Raw genomic sequence first — 1,375 nt, forward strand, 5'->3', positions numbered from 1 at the left:
CCCCGAGGCTGCTATGTCGTGTCAAGCCGCTTGAGTGAGATTCTCGGCGTTCTCAAGTCGGTTTCGGTCGGCGTGTTCGAGGATCTTGAAGATCTGTCGGCAGACCACTCGTTTGAGACATCGTTGCGCATCACGGGAGGTCTTCCCTTCCGCGACCTTCCGGGCGACGTACGCCTTCGTGGCGGGATCAAGTCGCATGCGGATCAGGGTGATGGTGTGCATGGCCCGGTTGAGCTGCCGGTCTCCGCTGCGGTTTAGGCGGTGCCGGTTGGTCAGTCCGGAGGAGGCGGGGATCGGCGAGACGCCTGCAAAGGAGGCGAACGCGGCTTCCGAGCGGAATCGTCCCTGGTGAGACCAGCTGACCAGAATCTGGGCGGCGGTGATCGGTCCGACGCCGAGCAGGCCGAGAAGCTCCGGGGCCTGCTGCCTCACCAGGGCGAGGATCTCGTTCTCGAGCTCCTTGGCCTCGGCCTGCAAGGCCTGGACGCGCTGAGCCGTGGACCGCATGGCCCGTACTGTCATCCGGTGCTCAAGGTCCTGGGCCGGGCGGTCCCGGAACTGAGCGCAGTAGGTGATCTGGGCCGGACGCTTGAGTTTCCGCAGCTCGGCACGGAGCTCGTCCGGCGCAGAGACGATCAGGGCTTTGAGCTGGTTGATCGCAGCAGTGGATGCGAGGACCGCGCCGTGGCGGGTGGCAAGCAGCACCCGCAGTGCCTCGCGTTCGCCGCGGAGGCGAGGCTGGATCAGATGCTCGGTGGACAGGGCCTCCTTGGCGGCTCGGACGGCGTCGAGCATGTCGGTCTTGCGGCCGCCCCGGTTGGCCGCTCGCTTGGGTCGGCAGACCTCGACGACCTGCTCACCGGCCTGGGCCAGGAAGGATGCGAGGCCGGCGCCGTAGCTGCCGACGCCTTCCAGGGCCCAGCAGCGGCGGCCAGGTACGTACTGACGGGCGAAGTCCAGCAGGCGTCGGTAACCGCGGGCGTTGGCTGGGGAATCGGTGCTGGCTATGACGGCGCCGATGGGACTGACGGCGGCTGCGGCGAGGGTGTCGCGGTGCGTGTCGACGCCGATGACGCCGTCGACGTGTTCTGCGAGCATGGTCATGCGGTTGCTCTCCTCCAAGAGACGGCCGTGAACGGCGTCGGCCTGGGTGGAGTCACCGCGTGGCGGAACTGTGATGAGTCACGCCGCAAGGCGGACAAGCTGCTGATCAAGCCAACGGGTGGGCCAGGCCGACGCCCGTGCCCGGTAGACATCTCGGGGGAACGGCAGCCCCTGACGGGGCGCCAGTTATGTTGTGAGTCATACCGGATCACGAGCGCCGAGCCTGGCAGCAACCCATCCCGGGCCGCAGAAGAACTCTCACAGTTATGTT

1 protein-coding gene is annotated in these 1,375 nt (G+C 66.9%); it reads right to left on the reverse strand.

The window, feature by feature from the left end; translation table 11 throughout:
• Positions 1 to 21: 21 nt before the first annotated feature.
• A complete protein-coding gene (locus tag AB0915_RS39180; RefSeq protein WP_366696183.1) occupies positions 22 to 1,104 on the reverse strand; it encodes an IS110 family transposase in 1,083 nt (360 codons plus the stop codon).
• Positions 1,105 to 1,375: the final 271 nt, after the last annotated feature.

This window comes from Streptomyces sp. NPDC048411 (genome assembly GCF_040704695.1).
GTDB lineage: Bacteria > Actinomycetota > Actinomycetes > Streptomycetales > Streptomycetaceae > Streptomyces.